Source organism: Sulfitobacter sp. HGT1, assembly GCF_013282155.1.
GTDB lineage: Bacteria > Pseudomonadota > Alphaproteobacteria > Rhodobacterales > Rhodobacteraceae > Sulfitobacter.
Window position 1 is genome coordinate 159,013 of record NZ_BLWI01000005.1, and the last position, 20,297, is coordinate 179,309.

13 protein-coding genes are annotated in these 20,297 nt (G+C 57.7%); 6 read left to right on the forward strand and 7 right to left on the reverse strand.

Annotated features, from left to right (window positions below; all coding sequences use genetic code 11):
* Positions 1-26: 26 nt before the first annotated feature.
* Complete coding sequence (pncB, locus tag HGT1_RS05285; RefSeq protein ID WP_176248881.1) at positions 27-1,319, forward strand: nicotinate phosphoribosyltransferase; 1,293 nt, start codon at positions 27-29, stop codon at positions 1,317-1,319.
* On the opposite strand, the gene HGT1_RS05290 is transcribed toward pncB, so the two are convergent.
* From HGT1_RS05290 to HGT1_RS05315, 6 genes are all read right to left on the reverse strand, one after another.
* Complete coding sequence (locus HGT1_RS05290) at positions 1,316-2,215, reverse strand: DMT family transporter (RefSeq protein WP_176248882.1); 900 nt, start codon at positions 2,213-2,215, stop codon at positions 1,316-1,318. The genes pncB and HGT1_RS05290 overlap by 4 nt on opposite strands.
* 88 nt (positions 2,216-2,303) lie before the next feature.
* A complete protein-coding gene (gene arfB / locus HGT1_RS05295) occupies positions 2,304-2,726 on the reverse strand; it encodes an alternative ribosome rescue aminoacyl-tRNA hydrolase ArfB (protein ID WP_176248883.1) in 423 nt (140 codons plus the stop codon).
* Between the two features lie 386 nt (positions 2,727-3,112).
* A complete protein-coding gene (locus tag HGT1_RS05300; RefSeq protein ID WP_176248884.1) occupies positions 3,113-3,733 on the reverse strand; it encodes a queuosine precursor transporter in 621 nt (206 codons plus the stop codon).
* Positions 3,734-3,823: 90 nt separating this feature from the next.
* Positions 3,824-4,717, reverse strand: a complete 894-nt coding sequence (locus HGT1_RS05305; RefSeq protein WP_176248885.1) for an esterase-like activity of phytase family protein — start codon at positions 4,715-4,717, stop codon at positions 3,824-3,826.
* Positions 4,690-5,625: a penicillin-insensitive murein endopeptidase gene (mepA, locus tag HGT1_RS05310; protein ID WP_176248886.1), complete on the reverse strand. Its 936-nt coding sequence runs from the start codon at positions 5,623-5,625 to the stop codon at positions 4,690-4,692. The genes HGT1_RS05305 and mepA overlap by 28 nt, the downstream gene beginning before the upstream one ends.
* Positions 5,622-6,995 (reverse strand): MFS transporter, encoded by a 1,374-nt coding sequence (locus HGT1_RS05315; RefSeq protein WP_176248887.1) that lies wholly within the window; start codon positions 6,993-6,995, stop codon positions 5,622-5,624. Before HGT1_RS05315 ends, mepA begins: the two co-directional genes overlap by 4 nt.
* A 307-nt stretch (positions 6,996-7,302) precedes the next feature.
* Between HGT1_RS05315 and HGT1_RS05320 the strand changes: the two genes are divergently transcribed.
* From HGT1_RS05320 to yaaA, 3 genes are all read left to right on the forward strand, one after another.
* Positions 7,303-7,590, forward strand: coding sequence for a YggT family protein (locus HGT1_RS05320; RefSeq protein ID WP_176248888.1), 288 nt, complete (start codon positions 7,303-7,305; stop codon positions 7,588-7,590).
* Positions 7,591-7,712: 122 nt separating this feature from the next.
* Positions 7,713-9,758: a DNA helicase RecQ gene (gene recQ, locus HGT1_RS05325; RefSeq protein ID WP_176248889.1), complete on the forward strand. Its 2,046-nt coding sequence runs from the start codon at positions 7,713-7,715 to the stop codon at positions 9,756-9,758.
* Between the two features lie 30 nt (positions 9,759-9,788).
* Positions 9,789-10,568, forward strand: a complete 780-nt coding sequence (yaaA, locus tag HGT1_RS05330) for a peroxide stress protein YaaA (protein WP_176248890.1) — start codon at positions 9,789-9,791, stop codon at positions 10,566-10,568.
* On the opposite strand, the gene HGT1_RS05335 is transcribed toward yaaA, so the two are convergent.
* On the reverse strand, positions 10,553-12,724 hold the full coding sequence (locus HGT1_RS05335) for a response regulator (protein ID WP_176248891.1): 2,172 nt from the start codon (positions 12,722-12,724) through the stop codon (positions 10,553-10,555). The genes yaaA and HGT1_RS05335 overlap by 16 nt on opposite strands.
* A gap of 142 nt (positions 12,725-12,866) precedes the next feature.
* Here HGT1_RS05335 and HGT1_RS05340 point away from each other — a divergent pair, with 142 nt between their 5' ends.
* Both HGT1_RS05340 and pbpC read left to right on the forward strand, forming a co-directional pair.
* Positions 12,867-18,272 carry an alpha-2-macroglobulin family protein gene (locus HGT1_RS05340; protein ID WP_176248892.1) on the forward strand — a complete coding sequence of 1,802 codons (5,406 nt, stop codon included), beginning with the start codon at positions 12,867-12,869 and terminating at the stop codon, positions 18,270-18,272.
* The gene (gene pbpC / locus HGT1_RS05345; protein WP_176248893.1) at positions 18,269-20,296 is read left to right on the forward strand and encodes a penicillin-binding protein 1C; all 2,028 of its coding nucleotides are present in this window, start codon (positions 18,269-18,271) and stop codon (positions 20,294-20,296) included. Before HGT1_RS05340 ends, pbpC begins: the two co-directional genes overlap by 4 nt.
* Position 20,297: the final 1 nt, after the last annotated feature.

Sequence of the window (20,297 nt, forward strand, 5' to 3'; positions counted from 1 at the left end):
CACACCGCCTAAGGGAGCCTAGGATTATGGTCGATATCGCCAGCCGCGTCTGGAATCACAAGTGGAAGATTGACCCGATTGTACGGTCGTTGATTGATACGGATTTCTACAAATTGCTGATGTGCCAATCGGTATTTCGCAATAAACCTGAAACCCAAGTCACCTTCAGCCTGATCAATCGGTCAAAGCATATTCCCCTTGCCGATCTGATCGACGAAGGCGAATTGCGCGAGCAACTTGATCACATCCGTTCGCTTTCCCTCAGCCGGGGAGAAAGCACCTGGCTGCGCGGCAATACGTTTTATGGCAAACGCCAGATGTTCCGTCCTGATTTTATGGAATGGTTCGAAGGGCTGCGCTTGCCCCCCTATCACCTTGAGCGCAAAGGCGACCAATACGAGCTGACATTTGAGGGCACATGGCCCGAGGTGATGCTTTGGGAAATTCCCGCCCTTGCGATTCTGATGGAATTGCGCGGCCGCGCGGTGCTGGACCGGATGGGTAAATTCGAACTGCAAATCCTTTACGCCCGCGGCATGACCCGTGTCTGGGAAAAGATCGAAGAGCTGCGCAAGATACCTGATCTGTCGATCGCCGACTTCGGCACGCGCCGCCGCCATTCGTTCTTGTGGCAGGACTGGTGCGTTCAGGCGATGCAAGAAGGGCTGGGCCAAGCCTTTATCGGGACGTCGAACTGCAAGATCGCCATGGACCGCGAGGTCGAGGCGATCGGCACCAATGCACATGAATTGCCAATGGTTTATGCCGCCCTTGCCGAGGATGATGCCGCGCTTGCGAAGGCACCCTATGATGTTTTGCAAGACTGGCACGACGAACACGATGGCAACCTGCGCATCATTTTGCCTGATACCTACGGGACCAAAGGTTTCTTGGAAAATGCGCCTGATTGGCTGGCGGGTTGGACCGGCATCCGCATCGACAGTGGTGATCCGGCCACCGGTGCCCAAACGGCAATCGATTGGTGGAAATCCCGGGGCGAGGACCCCAGCAGCAAGCGGATCATCTTTAGCGATGGCCTGGACGTGGCCAAGATCAAGGAATTGCATGGTCAGTTCGCGGGCAAGGCGAGGATCTCTTTCGGCTGGGGCACCTTGTTGACCAATGATTTCCGAAATCTGGTCCCTGATGATGCGCTTGCGCCCTTTAGTCTGGTCTGCAAGGCCGTTTCAGCAAATGGACGTCCCACCGTTAAACTGTCGGATAATCCCAACAAGGCGATGGGCCCGCAAAGCGAGATCGAGCGCTACAAGCGGGTGTTCCATGTTGGTGCGCAAGATACGCAAAAGGTCATCGTTTAGGCGGTGACCTTTGCCTTTGTCGCGCGATTTTGGCCTTCCCGCCAAACGATGAGCAAACCGCCGACAATGATAAAGAACGCGCCGGGAAACAGATCAGACCACGGTGCCTCGCCGTAAAAGACCCAGCCAAGGACAAAGGCCAGCGGAATGCCGAAATAGCTGAACGGGGCGAGGTTGCTTTGTTCGGTCATGCGGTAGGACATGATCAGGAACAAAACCGCCGTTCCGCCAAACCCGCCCATGCCGATGATCCAGAACAGATCGGCGCTTGACCCCAGCGGGTTGAAACCGCCGGTCACAAACGCAAGCGCCAGCGACCCGATGGCGGCAATGCCGGACGAATACAGATTGATCAGCGCGCTCGGGACATCATCATCGACCATGCGGGTTGTCACAGCCACCAAAGCATAGCAGACAGCCGCCGCAAGCGGCAAAAGCGCAGCGGGTTGGAAACTGTCGCGCCCTGGTCCCACGACCATAATCACCCCGACAAACCCCAAAAGCACAGCCCCCCACCTGAGCGCGCCAACCTTTTCACCAAGCAGCACAACAGCAAGCGCAACCATGATCGGCGCATTGGCATAGGTGATCGTCGATGCCGTGGCAAAGCTGAGCAACCCAAGCGACAGATAAAAGAAATACTGCGCAAATGTCAGGATAAAGCCGCGCAAAAGGGCGAACCGCCACTGACGTATCTTTATGATGCGACCACGTTTATGCCAGTCCGGCGATACCCAAAGCGCAATGCCTGCAGGAATGAGGCCCGCTATATTGCGATAGGCTGACAGCTCGGCAGCGCCGAAATGCGGGGAAAGATGTTTGATGATCAGCCCCATCAGATCAAACAAAACCAACGCCAGTAATGAAAAGATGATCGCGAGGGTAGTGCGGTTCATCGGCACATTTTTGATCCTAATGGGTTCCAGCACCGAGGCTAACAGACGCTGGGCGTTTGACCATCATAATCCCGACCGTAGGATCAGGTTATTTGGCCGGATCGACCTTGCCGCGCAGCGCTTTGACCTCTCCGCGGACTTTCTTTTCCTTCAGGCGACGTTTCTTGGACCCCAAGGTGGGGCGGGTCGGAATGCGGCGTTTGGGCGGGGTGAGCGCCGATTTTATCAGCTCTTTCAGCCGGTCACGCGCAATCTCGCGGTTGCGGGCCTGGCTGCGGGTCTCGTCGCATTGAATGACCAATGCGCCTTCGTTGGTCCATCGGCGGCCTGCAAGCCGACGCAGACGGGTTTTGACCGGGTTGGTTAACGAAGGGGAAGTCGCGGCCTCGAAGCGCAATTCGACTGCGCTGGACACCTTGTTCACATTTTGCCCGCCCGGCCCCGATGCCCGCATAAAGCTTTCGGTCAGTTCCCAGTCTTGGATGGCGATATTGTCGGTAATGTGCAGCACTGCGGTCTCCTTGGGGGCAGTATCGCATTGCAGCCTGCCAAGGGAAAGAGTGGCGGGAAAATGCGAAAAGGGCCGCCCTGAAAAGAGCGGCCCAATCGAATGGCTTACGGAGGTGGGATCGGTTAGATCATCGATCCACCTGGGGTTCTGACCGCCATGGGCTGCCCTAGCGGTTATCCTCCCAAGCTGTTCCGACACCTCGCTCCAATACCGTTCTTGACACTGGATCACCTCCTTTACATTTGTTGAACTCACCCAAAGTTTTGCACAGGAATTTAAAAAGGCAAAATGTTTTTTTTGTTACCGTTAACAACCATGGGCGCAAAGTGCCGCCGGACTGGCAGGAACTTTGCGCCCTCATAAATTTGGTGCATGGAAAAGGGTTTTTACCGGCCAGACAGCAGCCGCGCCGTGATCAACCTGAACGGAACCAATGCGATCAATGCAAGGCTTAGCTTGACCGCCCAGTCTGCCACAGCCAGCGATACCCAAAGCGGCGCAACAGGCCCGCTGCCCAGCAGTGGCAATGTCTCGGCAGCCCAAGACACATCCGTAGACGGGCTGAGGAACGACAATGCCCCCGAAAACGCGATCGAGAAGAACAAGATCGTGTCGACTGTGCTGCCGATCAGGGTGCTGGCGAGCGGCGCGCGCCACCATTTGCCGTCCCGAAGGGCTGAAAAAATCGCGACATCAAGCAGTTGCGCGATCAGGAAGGCCAGACCGGACCCGATCGCGATACGGATTGTCACCATTGGGCCGAATTCGCCCACAATCTGTGTGCCGATCAACGAACAGATCAGCCCGACAACAAAGCCCACCAGAACCACGCGCCGCGCGGCGGCTTGGCCGTAAACGCGGTTCATCACGTCGGTCACGAGGAATGCCAAAGGATAGGTGAATGCGCCCCAGGTGAGCCATTGACCGTAAAGGAATTGAACAAGGATATTGGAGGCCACAACGATGGCAGCCATGGCAATAATGCCGGGAAGATATGTGCGTGTCATGTGTTAACCGTTTTTTGCAAGGGTGCGGCGACTTGGCCTGCGGGAATCGCAGACAAAGCGGCCTTAAGGGGTTGCACAGGGTCTTGCAAGCTAGTCGGTAACTGAAAACTCGATGATCTGGGTGCTTTGGAACGGCAGGAAATTATCGTCTGACACCAGTGTCAGGTGGGTTTGCCCTGAGCCGTCCCGCCAGACCGTGATCCCTTCGAGGTTGTCAAACCGCGACGGCAGGCTTTTCAGCAAGGTGATTTCTTGCGGTACCGGGGTGTCCAGATCGAACCGCCTGATCTGCGTCCTGAAACCCAACGGGGTCACGGTGCGTTCCAACAGGTAAAGCCGCCCTTGTCCGTCAAAATCCGCGCCAACGGGCACAAAGGGCCGATGCTTGGGCAGTTGTGCTGTCACCACCCGCGCCCCGTCTTTAAAAGCGTAAAGCGGAAAGTGGTCGCCATCGGTATCTTCGGGAATGGCAAAAACAGTGCCATCAGGGCCGATTGCAAGCGCCTCAAGGCCGCTATTCTCGCCCAGAAACTCCGATTTCGCGAGGCTGGCATAAGGCGTGGTCACCCCATTTACGACATCAAGCTTGGCAATCCGGTGCTGGCCTTCAAAGCTGACATAGTATTGACCTTGTGCATCGACGGCCAAGCCTTCCGCATCGGTAAACGGCTTTCGTAATATGGTACCCGCCGCGTCACGGATTGCGACAGAATGGACGATCTCGACCGAGGTGATTGACCCAGCCTCGCGATGCACGATCGCTTGAAGGGCGCGCCCTCGGTCTGTGACAACGGTCATCATCCGGCCATCAGACGAAAGCTCGACACCCGAAAGGCCACCGAACCAATTGGCGCTATCTTGCCAGAAAAATTCAGAATCCAGCTGCAAAACGCGTTCATCCCCGACCGCCATAACGGCCGAGATTAAGAATAATGTAACGATCCAGCTAATAAAGTTCAGTTCGCTTCCAGTACCGATTGGCATTGGGCTGGCAGGTCCGCCAAGACCAGTTCGCGTTTGGGTTTGCGTTTTGGCGCATTTGGATTTGGCGGGGGCGGGTTCAGGATATTTGCCTGCCATTGTCTGGCATCCGCACAGCCATCACCGGGGGGCGGTGGTGCTTGGTTAACGCATCCGCGCGCGCCCTTGGGGCAGCTTAGCCGGACGTGGAAATGATAGTGATGCCCGTACCACGGGCGGACTTTTCGCAACCAGCTGCGGTCGCCTTTTTCATCAGCACACATTTGGACTTTGGCACCGGGGAAAACAAAAATGCGGGCGACGCGGGGGTCGGATGCGGCTGCTTTCAGGACCTCGTGATGTTGACGTGTCCAGCTGCTGTTAACGTAAGCTCCGTTTGACCGCCGCATCGAGATCGAAGAGATTTTCTCGCGCTCGGCGCGGCTTAGCTTTAGCGATTTGGGGGGGAGCATCCAGATGTCTGCGTCCAACCCCATTTGGTGGCTGGCATGTCCGGTCAACATCGGGCCGCCGCGCGGCTGGCTGATATCGCCGATGTAAATCCCTTCCCATCCGGGCTGCTGGGCGGCTTTGGCGCTCAACTTTTTGACGAAATCAATCATCTCGGGATGGGCCCAGTTGCGGTTGCGCGACAGACGCATTGCCTGCCAGGTCGGCCCGGTTTCGGCCAGCTGCTGTGCACCTGCAACGCAGCCTTTTGCGTAGCTGCCAAAGGGGGCGGCGGCTTGCGGGGAACCGTTGCTTTTTGCGCCGAACAGCTTTTTGGCCTGAACATTGCCAAGCGCCCCACCGGACGATCCGATTGTCGGTAGAATTTTGGACGCTTCACGGTTCGGCTTTGATGGTGATCCGCCGCAAGCGGCGACAGCCAAGCCAAGGACCAGAGCTGTAAGAATGCGGGAAAAGTTCATTTCGCGAAATCTCCTTTCGGCTTGACCCATGCTAGCAGAACCAGACCGATGATGAATAGCCCCACAACAGGTGTAATGCCGAGTCTTTGACTTCCCGTTAAATCGCTCGCAATCGCGATCAATGCCGGGGCCAAAAACGATGTCGCTTTGCCCGACAGCGCATAAAGGCCAAATGCTTCGGTCATGCGATCGGGATTCCCCTGTAAGGTCAACATGTTGCGCGAAGATGCCTGCAACGCACCGCCCGCGGCTCCGATCAATGCGCCTGCAACGTAAAACAAGATATCAGGCAGCGCAGACCCTTCGCTTAGGGTGATCCCCATTGCGGATGTCGGGGTAAGCGAAATGATCAGACAGGCGGTCGCGATCAGGATAACGCAGCACGCGACGATCACGGGCATCGGTCCGATTGCACGATCCACCCGACCGCCAACCCAACAAAAAACAGCACCTGAAATGGCTGCCAGTATCCCGAAAATACCGATGTCGATAATCGACCAGTTCAACACGCCAAGCGCATAGATGCCACCAAACGTATACATGCCATTCAGGGCATCGCGGTAGAACATGGACGATCCCAGATAGGCCAGAAGCGAAGGATGCTGCGGCAGCTTTCCAAGGGTGCGCGCCAAGTCTGACAAGGCTTTGCCAACCTGATATTTCGGGGCATTCGGGTTTGGCGTGTCGCGGATGTACAAGAAAAACGGGACCATGAACACGGCATACCAGATCGCGGTTAACGGCCCGACAATACGTGTGTCGGCTTTGGTGGCCGGATCAAGGCCAAATGCGGGGTCAAGACCCAGCATGGTGAGCCCGTTGCCGCCGGCCTGAAACAGGAACACCATGATGATCAAGGCAAATACGCCGCCGACATAGCCGAACCCCCAACCTGATCCCGAAATACGCCCCCGCTCTGCAGGGTCGGGGGCCAGTTCCGGAAGGTACGAGTTCGTGAAGATTGTCGCGAATTCCATCCCGATCAGGCCGATCCCAAAGAAAAACAGCGCCCAAATGATCGAGAAATCTTGTGGGGCGGTCCACCAAAGCGCGGCGGACCCGATGAAATAGAGGGCGGAGAATAGCCATATCCATGGCATGCGCTTGCCTGACGAATCCGCGACGGCACCCAGCAAAGGCGCAAGAATAGCAATGGAAATGCCAGCGACGGTCAACCCATACCCCCAATAGGCCTGGGCCTGCGCTTTAGCGGCGTCCAGATCCATACCGCCATCGACCAAAGCTGCTGTTGCTGTTTGTGCAAAATACGGACCGAAAATGAATGTCAAAAGCAATGTATTGAAAGGTTGGCTTGCCCAGTCAAAGAAGTACCACCCCCAGATTTTCTTGCGCGCTGAAATCTTCGACATATGCGTTCTCCGGTTTTGAATGGACGGTAGTGCAGGGGGGTGGTGCCATGCAAGGCGCGTTTTACCCAAGCCGTAGGGGGCTCAGGTATGGTCGCGTGTTTTAGGTCGGAGGGTGGACCTTTGCAGGGGCATTAAGATGCATTGGAAGAGATCAAAGCGCGCCAATTTCCGGACTGACCGAAGCAATTGGTGTAGAAGTTTGATTTTTAGGTCGTGCTTAATTTGATGCAGGTATAGAAGGGGTGTTGCCCTTGTTCTTTCATGGGCCGCTGCTTAACTGCGTCTAAATCAATCGAGAGGCCACATTATGACATCGTTGTTCCAGATCCTGATGCTACTTTTGAATATCGTGTGGTTTGTCATTATCGCCCATGTGATCATGAGCTGGTTGATTAACTTTCAGGTATTGAATTTGCGCCAACCTTTGGTCGCGCAGATTTGGGATGGATTAAATCGCTTGCTTGAACCGGTCTATAGCCGCGTGCGCAGCTTCCTGCCTCAGATGGGCGGGCTTGATCTGGCACCGCTTGTTGTCCTGATCTCGGTCGCGATTTTGCGTATTCTTTTGATAAACAACGCCGCACTGTTTTATTGACCGACCCTTCGGGGAGGATATTTGGAAAGCCAGAGAAGCAGGGGCCAGAGAAGCAGGGGATTGTCCCCGGTTTCTGAGTGTGGGAGTCTGCCCGCGAAGAGCAGATAATAGTTAGGTTTTCCATGTCAGGCGCTGCCACGCTTTTACGTGACGTATTTGGTTTCGACGGGTTTCGGCCCGGTCAGCAAGAAATCGTTGAAGCGGTGATCGCGGGCGAAAATGTCCTTGCCATCATGCCGACCGGTGGCGGCAAATCTCTTTGTTTTCAAATGCCTGCTTTGTTGCGCGAGGGGGTGACGGTTGTCATCTCTCCTCTGATTGCATTGATGCGGGATCAGGTCAGAGCCCTTCAGGAACTGGGCGTTGGCGCTGGTGCGCTCACGTCGGGGAATACTCCCGAAGAGACTGACGCGGTCTGGGAGGGGCTTGAGGCGGGCACTCTTAAGCTTTTGTATATGGCACCGGAACGTTTGGCGGCGGGGTCGGTGATTGGCATGCTAAAGCGCGTTGGCGTGTCGTTGATCGCCGTGGACGAGGCGCATTGCGTCAGCCAATGGGGGCATGATTTCCGCCCTGACTATTTGCGTATCGGTGAATTGCGCAGGGCGCTGGACGTGCCTTTGGCAGCGTTCACAGCGACGGCGGATGCGGAGACCCAGATCGAGATTGTTCAAAAGCTTTTTGACGGGGCGGCCCCGCGTGCGTTTTTGCGTGGGTTTGACCGGCCGAATATCCATCTGGCCTTTGCGGCCAAGAACTCTCCTCGTGCGCAAATCCTTAGCTTTGCGGCGGGGCGGAAGGGGCAGTCCGGCATCGTTTACTGTGGCACACGCGCCAAAACCGAAGGGCTTGCCAAGGCCTTGCGCGACGAGGGGCATGTTGCCCTGCATTATCACGGTGGGATGGAAGCCGAGGACCGGCGCATCGCCGAACGGCGTTTCCAGCAGGAAGACGGTTTGATTGTCGTGGCGACCGTTGCCTTTGGCATGGGGATCGACAAGCCGGACATCAGATGGGTGGCCCATGCCGACCTGCCAAAGTCGATCGAAGCCTATTATCAGGAAATCGGCCGCGCCGGTCGGGATGGGTCCCCGGCTGAGACCCTCACGCTGTTCGGGTCTGATGACATCCGACTGCGCCGGAGCCAGATCGACGAAGGGATCGCCCCGCCAGAGCGGCGGGCTGCCGATCATGGACGGTTGAATGCATTGTTGGGTCTGGCGGAGGCGTTGGAATGTCGCCGGAAAACCTTGCTTGGTTATTTTGACGAGGCCGAAATAACCTGTGGAAACTGCGACTTATGCGATACGCCTGCGGATGTTTTTGATGGGACGACAGCCGTGCGCAAGGCCCTTTCGGCCATGCTTCGGACGGAAGAATGGTTCGGATCGGGTCATCTGATCGATATTCTGCTTGGCAACGAGACCGACAAAATTCGCGAACGGGGTCATACCAGCCTGCCAACCTATGGGGTGGGCACCGAATATGATAAACGGCAATGGCAAGCGGTGTTCCGGCAGATGATGGGGCATGATCTGGTGCGCCCCGATGCCGAACGTCATGGCGCGCTGCGGATGACGGACGCTGCTTTGCCGATCCTTCGGGGCGAAGCGCAGATTTCATTGCGGCGCGACAGTATTCGTGCGGCGGGTGCCATGCGCCGACCGGCCGTCAAAATGCTGGTCAGCGAGGAAGACGCCCCGCTGTTGTCTGCCCTGAAAGCCAAGCGGCGCGGATTGGCCGAGGCGGCTAAAGTGCCTGCCTATATCATCTTTAACGATCGTACTTTGATTGAAATGGCCGAAAAACGACCCGACAGTCTGGATGCGATGGCGCGGGTTGGTGGCGTTGGCGCGAAAAAGCTCGAAAGCTACGGGCGGGCGTTTCTTGATGTTATCAATGGGGCCTCTGAAGGCATGCATCCGACGCGCCGCAAGCTTGCCGGGCGCGACGCTGGCACAGTTTATGACCGACTGCTTGAGGTGCAGGCAGAATTGGCGCGGGGCGCTGCGGGCACCGAAAAACCACTGAGCTGTTCTGCGTCGCTATTGGCCAAGGTCGCGCAGATGCGAAGCCCTGACGATGCAGCGCTGGAACGCGTGCTGGGGGATAAGCGCGCCGAAAGGTTTGGCAGCGCATTTCTGGACGTTCTGAGGGAGGCGGGCTAAGTCAAAGCTCATGCCAGAAAGAGGATGACCATGCTCACTGTTATTTCGCCCGCCAAAAAGATCAATTGGGACGCCCGCGATGTGGCAATGACGACGCCGGATATGTTGGGCAATGCCGCTGACCTTGTGCGGTCAGCGCGTGACTTGAGTGTGGATGACCTGAAATCGCTGATGCATCTGAGCGAAAATCTGGCCAGGCTGAACCGTGATCGTTTCGCCAGCTATCAAGACAACCCGAATGACGATGCGCTGCGGCCTGCAGCACTGGCCTTTGCCGGCGACACGTATCAGGGTCTGGAAGCAGCCAGCCTCGACGCCGATGAACTTGTATATGCCCAAGATCATTTGCGTATTCTTTCAGGACTTTACGGGGTTTTGCGTCCGTTGGACGGAATCCAGCCTTATCGCCTTGAAATGGGCAGCCGGCTGAAAACGCAAAAGGGCAAGAACCTGTATGAATACTGGGGCTCAAAAATCTCGGAGGCATTGAACGCGCAATCTGATGCGACGGGCAGTGATATCTTGATCAACTGTGCCAGTCAGGAATATTTCGGCGCTGTTGATCTGAATGCTTTGAATTTGCGCGTCATTACCCCCCAGTTCATGGAGGATAAGAGCGATGGCAAAGGCCCGAAAATCGTGAGCTTTTATGCCAAAAAGGCACGCGGTGCGATGGCACGGTTCGTCATCCAGAACCGGCTGAAAGAACCGGGGTCCATTCGCGATTTCGACATCGGTGGCTATGCCTGGAACAAAGACATGTCGACACCTGAAAAGCCGGTTTTCCTGCGCCCTTATCCTGCGGCTTGATGTTCGCTTTGCGGGGTTAACGGGACGGTGCCCGCGGGTTGATGTTTCCTGATCTGGGCAATGATATCCGGTTTTCGCAGTGGCTTGGTAAGATAATGATCAAGGCCGGTCGCAAGGATAGCCGTATCGTCACCATTCATTGCATGGGCCGTGAGGGCGACGATCGGACAATGGCTGCCAATCTGGCCTTCGAGGTTTCGAATGGCAGTGGTCGCCTCGTTGCCATCCATCTTGGGCATGGAAATATCCATAAAAATCATATCGGGCTGAAAGGTTTCAAACAGCGCGACCGCCTCCTCGCCGTTGTTGGCAAGCTTTAGGTCGATATCAAGGCTCTGGATCATTTTGGTGAAAACAAGCTGGTTCGTCTTGTTATCCTCGGCGGCCAATATCCGCATTTTGCGCGCTACGGCCTTGTCGCGCGGGGCCTCGGGCACACAGATTGTCGCCAATTGCGCAAGCAGATCACTGCGCGGGATCGGCTTTTTCAGGACAGCTTTGACCAGTTTGCGCGCAGGATCGTTTTCAGCGAAGGCCGGATTTGAACTGATAACGATGACCTCGCACAGCTGGTTCATCTTGCGCAGCTCTGTGGCAAGTTCAAAGCCGTCCATCTTTGCCATGATGTGATCGGCGATGATAAGCCCCACGTCAGCATCGACCGCCTTCAAAGCGATTTCCGCAGTGTCACAGCAGGTTACCTTGAGCCCAAGCTGTTCGAGTTGTTTCACCAAAATCGAGCGGTTTATCGTCTCGGACTCCACCACCATGACGTGGCGCAGTTGTTTCGGCAGGGGCGGGTGCGAGGTGTCAATCTGGCCATCCGCTTTCAACGGCAATTCAAATCCAAAGCACGACCCGACCTGTTCTTGGGAGGTTACCCAGATTTCGCCCTCCATCATCTGGATCAGACGTTGGCAGATCGCCAGCCCCAGACCGGTGCCGTCAAATTTGCGATTGCGTTCGTTTTCGACCTGATTGAATTCACCGAATATGTGGCCAATCATGGCCGGAGCGATACCGATGCCGGTGTCTTCTATCGCGATTTTCACCAAAACCTTGCCGGTTTCGGCGTCAGGCACACCTGTGACACGCACCAGAACATGGCCGTGGCCGGTGAATTTGACCGCATTCCCCATAAGATTGGTCAAGACCTGCCTGATACGCCCGGGGTCGCCAACCAGGTGGGTGGGCATGAACAGATCATAATCCAGGGCAAGACCCAGACCCTTTTCCCGCGCCAGCGGCTGCAGCAACATGATGACCTCTTGGATCGCGCGTTCGAGGTCAAAGGGTTCGACGTGAAGATCGAGTTTTTTGGCTTCGATTTTCGAATAATCCAAAATATCGTTGATGATCACCAACAGTGCTTCGCCGGAATTCTTGATCGTATCAACATAAAGCTGCTGGTCTTCGGTCAGTTCCGTGTCACGCAAAACATCTGCCATTCCGACAACGCCATTCATCGGTGTCCTGATTTCATGGCTCATGTTGGCAAGGAACGCCGATTTCGCGCGGTTGGCGCTTTCGGCGATGGCGCGGGCCTCTTGCAGCTTGCGCTCGTATTCGACGGTTGCGGAAATATCCAACCCCAAAGATACCATGTCGCCGCTTGGGCCGCGTTGATCAGTCAGCTTGATGTGATGCCCGTTCCATAACTGTATGACCGTCGGCTCGGGCTCGGGATCCTGCAACCGTTCTGTCATCAGCCGCCGCCAGCTTTTCGGACAGAGATTACCGGTATTCACGATCCCTTCCTCGGTCAGCACCTGAAGGATCGTTACGTAATTGACACCCGGACGTATCAGCTCAAGCCCGTCAAACACCGAAAGAAAGGCACGGTTGGCCATGATCATTTCGTTATTGTGATTGAACAAAGCAAAGCCGTCCTTGATCGTTTCAATCGATTGCCACAGCCTGCGTTCGGTCAGTTCGATCTTTTCGCGCGCGGCGTTGAGGTCGGATTTGACCCGCTGGTTTTCACCACGAATGTTTTCCACTTCGGCGCGGGTTTCGACGATTTCATCGGTCAGCCTTTGCGCATGTTGGCCCAGCTTGCGGTTGGCGGCGAACAGCTCTGCTTGTTTCAGTTCAAGCATCCGCTCCGCCGCAAGTCGACCGCGCCGTTCCTGCGTCAGCTTGTCTGCCAGGTTCATGCCCCGCTCCGAATCCGTGATATTTCGTCTCCCCTCAGACATTCCGCGAACGAGGTGAACAACTGTTTAAGAAATTCCCTGATGCTTGCCAGACAAGGCGGAAGCGTGCGACGATAAATCATCATTCAAAGGAGACGTCCCAATGACACTCATCCGCCACCTTTTGCTTTGTGCAGGCTTGGTTGTTGGCTGGGTCGGGCTATCGCCCCTTGCCTTTGCGCAGCAGGCAATGCCCAAGGACCGTTTCGTTTTCGTCCGTAACATCGACTATTACGGGGCCGATCTGACCAACCTGTTCGACACCACGCTGGCGGCGTGTGAACGGGCCTGTGTCGCGCAGGACAGGTGTCAGGCGTTTACTTATAACACCCGATCCAATTCATGTTTCCCCAAGGCGGCAATTTCCGATCAGCAGTTCTATGACGGTGCCATGTCCGCGCGGCGTGTGGCGGTTGATCCTGCGATGCTTGCACAGGCGCAGATGCGGGCCGGGGATTTGACGTTTCTGCCCCGCGATGATTTGACCGCAGCGTTCAATCTGGTCGCTGATATTGCCCGAACCTACCCCTTGGATGCGCCGGATCAGTCATTCTCGGCGCAGACATTGCGATCGACGGGGCAAGCAATCGCGGCCACGGATGACGCCATGTTCTGGCTGCAACTGGCGCGCATTGGCCTGCGCGAGAATGATGAACTGAATTATCAGCAGCGGACCGCTTTGCGCAGCGACGCGGTTGGGGCCGCCATAAACGGATACTTGCGCGCGTCCGATCCATCGGGGCAGACATTGGCGCTGGAACTGCTTGCCCAAGCGCTCGAGGCGAATAATCGTGGGCGCGACATGATCCCTGTTTTGCGCCTTGCACACGCAAATTCCCAACGCCCCGATCTGTTGGCCGCGCTGGATGACGCGATTGGGAAATACGGGTTTCGGATCACGGACCACCGCGTGGATAGCGATGCCGCTGCCCCGCGCATCTGCGCCGAGTTTTCGGAGCCGTTGATCCAGGGCGGAACAGATTACACGCCGTTCGTCAGGATTGATGGTGCCGGTTTTGCGGTCGAAGCCAAAGACCAGCAGATTTGCATTGATGGCGTGGAACACGGGGCGCGGTATCAGGTGACGTTTCGCGCAGGCTTGCCAGCGGCCAGCGGCGAGGTGCTGAACAAGGATGTGCCGCTTGTCCTCTATGTGCGTGACCGCACCCCGCTGGTCCGGTTTCCGGGGCGGGCCTATGTCCTGCCCCGCAGCGCGGATGCCGCCCTGCCCATCGAAAGCGTGAATACTGATCGTGTTGATCTGGTGTTGCGCAAAGTCAGCGATCGAAATCTGGTCGCCGTGATAAAGGAAAACTATTTCGGGCGGCCCCTGAACAACTATGAGGGTGAACAGTTTGCCGAAAATCTGGCCCAAGAGGTTTGGACCGGCACCGGAGACGTCAAAAACACCCTGAACGCCGACATGACAACGCGCCTGCCCTTGGGGGATGTCCTTGGGGGTCAGCCCGCCGGAATCTATACGTTAAGCGCGTCAATTGATGGTCAGGACCCTTATGATTTCCCCGCAGCCACACAGTGGTTCGTGCTGTCCGATCTGGGCATTTCAACGTGGCAAGGTGTGGACGGGCTAGAGGTCGCTGTGCGCAGTCTGGCTGATGCAAGCGCTGTTTCGGGTGTGACGCTGTCGTTGATTTCGCAGGCGAATGCCGTTTTGGGCACCGCGACAGTTGGCGAGGACGGATTTGCGAAGTTTCCAGCCGGATTAACACGCGGTTCGGGTGCCGCAGCCCCTGCTTTGCTGCTGGCTGAAAACGGTACGCAGGACGTGGCATTTCTTTCGTTGAACGATCCGACCTTTGATCTGTCAGATCGTGGCGTCGAAGGGCGTGCCCCCAGTCCGCCGATTGATACGTTCATGGCCACAGATCGCGGCGCTTATCGCGCGGGCGATACGATCTATATCACAGCCCTGAACCGCAACGACCAAGCCGCCGCCCTGCTGGATTTGCCGGTCACGGCGGTTCTGCACCGGCCTGATGGTGTCGAATACAGCCGCACTGCCAGCCGGAATTCGGTCGCGGGCGGGCATGTGTTTGCGCTGCCATTGGGGGGGAATGTGCCGCGTGGCGTCTGGCGTGTCGACATCATGTCAGACCTTGATGCGCCGGCCTTGGCCAGCCAGACGGTCTTGGTCGAAGATTTCGTGCCCGAACGGATCGACTTTGACCTCGCGCTGCCTGATGCGCCGATACGGTTGGGCGATACGCCCCCCTTGCGTGTCGATGTGCGCTATCTGTTTGGCGGGGCGGGGGCCAATCTGGGTGTTGAGGGCGAAGTGCGCTTGCGGGCGACCCGAACCCTTGACGGTTGGGACGGCTATCGTTTCGGGCGTTACGATACCCAGTTCACGGCGCGAACGTCCTATTTGGGTGACGCGGTCACGGGTGCCGATGGCACTGTAACGATCCCGTTGAAGCTGCCCGTGCTGCAAGAGCGTCCAGACCAGCCGTTGCTGGCCGAAACCATCATTCGCGTCGCCGAAGGATCAGGCCGCCCGGTGGAACGTCGCCTGAGCAAGGCGCTGCGGCCCGAGACGTCATTGATCGGCGTTAAGCCGGGTTTCGACGATGTGCTTGCCGAAGGGGCCGAGGCGGTTTTTAACATTGTAGCAGTGAAACCTGATGGCAGCGCTAGCCAGATGGATGTGCGGTGGACCGTCAACAAAGTCGAAACGCGATACCAGTGGTATCAGCTTTATGGAAATTGGGAGTGGGAGCCGATCACCCGCCGCATTCGCATGGATACCGGTGAGCTGACACTTGACGGTCAGCCAACGGCAGTGACCCTGCCCACGCAATGGGGCCAATACGAACTGGTCGTCGAGGCGTTGGACGGCAGCGGCGCGATCACATCGGTTGATTTTGCCTCAGGCTGGTATGGCGGCGATGGCAGCACGGATACCCCCGACCGTCTGACGGTGTCCTTGGATGCTGCCGACTATTCCGTCGGGGATACTGCAAAGCTGCGGATTGCCCCCGACGCTGATGGCACGGCGCTTGTCTCGGTCCTGTCGAACAAGGTGATTTCGCGCCAAACGGTATCCGTGGTGGCTGGCGAAAACGTCATCCCGCTGCCCGTGACCGCCGATTGGGGGACAGGGGCATATGTCACGGTATCGGTGCTGCGGCCAATGGATGTCGCCCAAAACCTGAACCCCGCCCGCGCGTTGGGGCTGGTCCATGCAAAGGTGCGGCCGGGCAACAAGCAGTTGAACGTCAGCTTTGATGCACCGGAATCTGTCGACGGGCAGCCGGGCATCCTGCGGGCGTCTGTCTTGGTCGATGGTATTGCTGCGGGAGAGACGGCCTATGTCACCCTTGCCGCTGTTGATGTGGGTATTCTGAACCTGACACGGTTCGAAACCCCAGACGTGACAGGGCATTATTTTGGCCAGCGCCGCATGGGCGTCGAGTTGCGGGATATTTACGGGCGTCTGATCGATGGCATGAATGGGGCAATGGGGGCTGTGCGATCTGGTGGCGATGCGGCGGCCAACGCCCAACTGCAATCGCCGCCACCCACCGAAGAATTGATGGCGTTCTTTTCCGGCCCGATCACGGTTGACGCGAACGGGCGCGCCGAAGTCGATATCATCCGCCCCGCTTTCAACGGCGCGATCAAGCTGATGGCAGTCGCGTGGTCTGACACAGCAGTCGGGGACGCATCAACCGAAGTCTTGGCCCGTGATCCGGTCGTCGTAACCGCATCTGTGCCGCGGTTTTTGGCACCGGGCGATGAAAGCCGGTTGTTGTTGGAACTGGTCCATGCCGATGGCCCTTCCGGCGACATGAACCTCTCTGTGCTGGCGGATGCCGAGGTTGGCTTGGCTGACGTTCCGACCCTTGTGACTTTGCCGCAAGGTGGTGCGCAGACCCTGTCGATCCCCCTGACCGCGCGCGAGCCCGGTGATCCGCTGATCACGGTCGAACTGACCACGCCGGACGGAAAAACCCTGCGCAAGGTTTTGACGCTTCCGGTGCGGGACAACGACCCAAAGGTGGCGGTGACCCGTCAGTTCAGCCTTGGGGCGGGGGAGCGTTTTACCTTTGATGGCAACGTCTTTGCCGGTTTGCGGGTGGGAAGCGCCAGTGCCACTTTGACAGCGGGGCCGTTGGCGCGTTTCGATGTGCCGGGACTGTTGCGGCAATTGGACAGCTATCCGTACGGCTGCACCGAACAACTGACATCGGGTGCGATGCCGCTGTTGTACCTGAGCGGAATGGCCAGCCAGTCAGGCTTGGGTGAACCCGCCCGCCTGAACGACAAGATCACCAAGGCACTGTCCCAAATCCTGACCCGCCAGTCGCGCAATGGCAGCTTTGGGATGTGGGGTCCTCAGGGCGGTGCCTTCTGGCTTGATGCCTATGTGACCGACTTCTTGTCGCGGGCCCGTCGCGAAGGGGTGGATGTGCCCGATCTGGCGTTTGCATCAGCGATGGATAATTTGCGCAACCGGATCAGCTATGCCCCTGATTTTGATTTCGGCGGCGAAGACATCGCTTATGCCTTGCTGGTCCTTGCCCGCGAAGGTGCGGCCAATATGGGCGATCTGCGCTACTATGCCGATACAAAAGCAGACAGCTTTGCCACGCCGTTGGCTTTGGCCCAATTGGGCGCTGCGCTGGCGTCTTACGGGGATACATTGCGCGCCGATCTGATGTTTGCAAAAGCCGCATCGCGCCTGACCAAACCTGCCGATCCCCTTGCCTGGAGAGACGACTACGGCAGTGATCTGCGCGATACTGCCGGGCTGCTGACCCTCGCGGTGGAGGCGGGAAGCACTGCAATCAATCAGGCCAGTTTAGTCTCTGAAATAGGGTCTAACACGGGGGCTTTGTCGACCCAGGAAGCCGCACAAGTCGTGCTTGCCGCCCATGCGCTGATGGCACCCAACGCCAATTCGGGCATTCTGGTGGATGGCAAGCAAAGCGAAGGTGCGGTGATCACCACCCTTAGTGACGCAAACCCTGTTGCCTCTGTTATCGAAAACACCAGCGCTGCTGCAATCGACGTGAAAATGACGACCTATGGCGTACCTGAAATTTCGCCCTCCGAAGGCGGCTATGGCTATGCCATCGATCGCAGCTATTTCTCGATGGAGGGCACCCCGGCGGCGACAGATTTTGCATCCGGTGACCGTATGGTGGTGGTTCTCAGGATCACCCCGTTCGAGGAAATGGGCGCGCGGCTGATGGTCGATGATCCATTGCCCGCAGGGTTTGAAATCGACAACCCCAACCTTATTCGCGGCGGCGATATCGCAGCGCTTGATTGGCTGACCACTGCCGAGGCTGAACATGCCGAATTCCGGTCAGACCGCTTTTTGGCCGCCGTAAACCATCGCGGTTCCGACCCGTTCCAGCTGGCCTATGTCGTGCGGGCCGTCACGCCGGGGCAGTATCATCACCCCGCAGCAACGGTTTCGGATATGTACCGTCCTGAATACCGTGCAAATACCCCAACGGGCCAAGTGACCATCTCGCGATGATCGTCCGCTATGGTCTTTTCATTGTGGTGCTTACCCTCGGGCTTGGGGCTGGCGCGCGGGATTGGGCCGATCACTGGGTTGCGACCACCGACCTGCCCCTGATGTCGGTAGAAACTTCGGTCGAGGTGCATGACCGCAATGGCGTTTTGCTGCGTGTTTTTCCGGTGGAAAACGGGCGAACCCGCATGAAAACCGCAATGGCCGAAATCGATCCGGCATATCTTGAGATGCTGATCACCTACGAAGACAAACGGTATTATTCCCACGCAGGCGTCGATCTGCGCGCGGCGCTTCGGTCAGTATTTCAGGCTGTCTGGGAGGGAAAGGTCGTCTCCGGCGGATCGACGATTACAATGCAGGTCGCGCGGCTGCTCGAGAATTCCGGCACGGGGCGCTGGCCCGGTAAAATCAGGCAGATCCGCGTGGCTCTGGCGCTTGAGCGCGCATTTGGCAAAGATGAGATCCTGTCGCTTTACCTGACGCATGCGCCCTATGGCGGGCCATTAGAGGGGGTGCGCGCCGGATCGTTGGCGTGGTTCGGAAAAGAACCCGCACGCCTGAATATGGACGAGGCGGCATTGCTTGTCGCCCTGCCACAGTCCCCCGAAAGCAGACGCCCCGACCGTCATCCGGATGCCGCATTGCAGGCGCGTGACCGTGTGCTTGATCGGGTGCAAGCCCCTTCGCGGATGCGGCTTGCGCCGGTGCCCCGCCGTATGCGGCCATTTCCCCGTCTGGCCCCTCATTTGACCGACTTTGCCCGTGACCGCGCGCCCGCAACGCAGCGGATTGACCTGACCGTTGATGCGGGTCTGCAAGGACAGATGGAACAGTTGGCGCGTCGGGCTGTGCAAGGACGCTCTGCGCATCTCTCCGCAGCGATTGTCGTCGCGGACCATCAGACGGGGCAGGTCATCGCATCGGTGGGCTCGCCCGATTATTCCGATGCGGCAGGGGCCTTGGGGTTTGTTGATATGACGCGCGCCTTGCGGTCGCCCGGATCGACGCTCAAGCCCTTCATCTATGGGTTGGCATTTGACCAAGGCTTGGTGCATCCGGAAAGCCTGATCAACGATGCCCCGACAAGTTTCGGTCGCTATGCGCCGCAAAATTTCGATGGCATGTATCGCGGCGAACTGACCGTGCGCGAGGCATTGCAACTTTCCTTGAACATCCCGCCGGTCCTGCTGACCCAGGAAATCGGACCGGCCCGGCTGATGGGATTGCTGAAACAAGGCGGTACACAGGCTGTCGTACCGGGTGGTAAACCCGGACTGGCCGTGGCCTTGGGTGGCGTGGGGCTGACCCTGAATGATCTGGTGCAGCTTTACGGCGGGGTCGCGAATGGCGGCAAAGTGCAGCCGTTGGTCTGGCAACAACAGATGCCGCAGCCTGCGGCAAAGCAGATCATGTCCCGCGCATCCGCCTGGCATCTGTGGGATATTCTGGCCGATTTGGCATCGCCGCCGGGGGTGGCCGCCCATCGACGCCAGATCGCCTATAAGACCGGCACGTCCTATGGTCACCGCGATGCATGGAGCATCGGTTTCGACGGCCAGCATGTCATCGGTGTTTGGCTGGGGCGTCCGGATGGCACACCGGTACCGGGGGCCTTTGGCGGTGATCTTGCTGCGCCGATCCTGTTCGAGGCGTTTGGCCGCGTTTCAGGCACGCGCAGCCCGGGGCCGATGCCCCCGCCGGAAACGCTGATGGTGAGCACGGCAGAACTGCCTTTGCCCTTGCAGCGGTTTCGCAGCAGATCCGCCGCGTTCAGACCCGCCACAAATAGGCCCGTCGTGCAGTTTCCGCCCCAAGGCGCGGTTCTGCACCGGTCCGGCTATGGTGTTCCGCTCAAGCTGGATGCAGGGGAGTTGCCGCTGACGGTTCTGGTCAACGGTGCTGCGGTTCTGACGGGGCTGAGAGAGCGCTCTACCGTCCTGCCGCTGGACGATCTGGGCTTTTCACGGATATCCGTGATTGACGCCAAAGGCCGCAGTGCCGAGGTCGAAATCAGATTGCAGTAGC

What these genes read in the sequence shown, in the direction of transcription:
- pncB (WP_176248881.1), top strand. Translation starts at nt 27, where the DNA reads ATGGTCGATATCGCCAGCCGCGTCTGGAATCACAAGTGGAAGATTGAC.
- HGT1_RS05290 (WP_176248882.1), bottom strand. Translation starts at nt 2,215, where the DNA reads ATGAACCGCACTACCCTCGCGATCATCTTTTCATTACTGGCGTTGGTT.
- HGT1_RS05300 (WP_176248884.1), bottom strand. Translation starts at nt 3,733, where the DNA reads ATGACACGCACATATCTTCCCGGCATTATTGCCATGGCTGCCATCGTT.
- HGT1_RS05305 (WP_176248885.1), bottom strand. Translation starts at nt 4,717, where the DNA reads ATGCCAATCGGTACTGGAAGCGAACTGAACTTTATTAGCTGGATCGTT.
- mepA (WP_176248886.1), bottom strand. Translation starts at nt 5,625, where the DNA reads ATGAACTTTTCCCGCATTCTTACAGCTCTGGTCCTTGGCTTGGCTGTC.
- HGT1_RS05315 (WP_176248887.1), bottom strand. Translation starts at nt 6,995, where the DNA reads ATGTCGAAGATTTCAGCGCGCAAGAAAATCTGGGGGTGGTACTTCTTT.
- HGT1_RS05320 (WP_176248888.1), top strand. Translation starts at nt 7,303, where the DNA reads ATGACATCGTTGTTCCAGATCCTGATGCTACTTTTGAATATCGTGTGG.
- recQ (WP_176248889.1), top strand. Translation starts at nt 7,713, where the DNA reads ATGTCAGGCGCTGCCACGCTTTTACGTGACGTATTTGGTTTCGACGGG.
- yaaA (WP_176248890.1), top strand. Translation starts at nt 9,789, where the DNA reads ATGCTCACTGTTATTTCGCCCGCCAAAAAGATCAATTGGGACGCCCGC.
- HGT1_RS05335 (WP_176248891.1), bottom strand. Translation starts at nt 12,724, where the DNA reads ATGAACCTGGCAGACAAGCTGACGCAGGAACGGCGCGGTCGACTTGCG.
- HGT1_RS05340 (WP_176248892.1), top strand. Translation starts at nt 12,867, where the DNA reads ATGACACTCATCCGCCACCTTTTGCTTTGTGCAGGCTTGGTTGTTGGC.
- pbpC (WP_176248893.1), top strand. Translation starts at nt 18,269, where the DNA reads ATGATCGTCCGCTATGGTCTTTTCATTGTGGTGCTTACCCTCGGGCTT.